1 protein-coding gene is annotated in these 451 nt (G+C 44.3%); it reads right to left on the reverse strand.

Going from position 1 to position 451, the window contains the following annotated elements; translation table 11 throughout:
* Positions 1 to 451: hypothetical protein (locus S1OALGB6SA_RS10155; protein WP_195910296.1), on the reverse strand; the 451-nt coding region annotated here is incomplete at both ends.

Genomic DNA, 451 nt, shown 5'->3' on the forward strand with positions numbered 1-451 from the left:
AAACCGGGGCGAATCAGTGCTATAATTCAGATGAAGACTATGTGGGCCGGTAATGCTGCCAAAACTGTTATTTGTGCCGTCAAGCTCGAAAGTGAAATTCCCCTCAAGACTAATGTTGCTCTGGAATGCTAAGTCACCCTTCGATTTAACAGTCCCTTGTATAAAGGAGGAATCCGCAATCGTAGTTGTCCTTGCTCCCTGGATGTCGATAGTTCCCGTCAGGTCTATTACATTTATGCTGCAGCTCCCTGATCCGGCAATATTGAGAGTTCCTCTTAAGAATATATTCTCTATTTCAAAATTCGCCAATGAGGCAGGAACATTAACCACAACATTCCCACTTATTATGGCGGTATCGCCGGATCTTGGAACACCCTGCGAGGAAGTATTTAAATCTATCCAATTACGGGAATCATCCCAGTTATTATTGCCAGCATTCCCGTTCCAACGG

Source organism: Olavius algarvensis spirochete endosymbiont (assembly GCA_900608495.1).
Lineage (GTDB): Bacteria > Spirochaetota > Spirochaetia > DSM-2461 > DSM-2461 > UBA2779.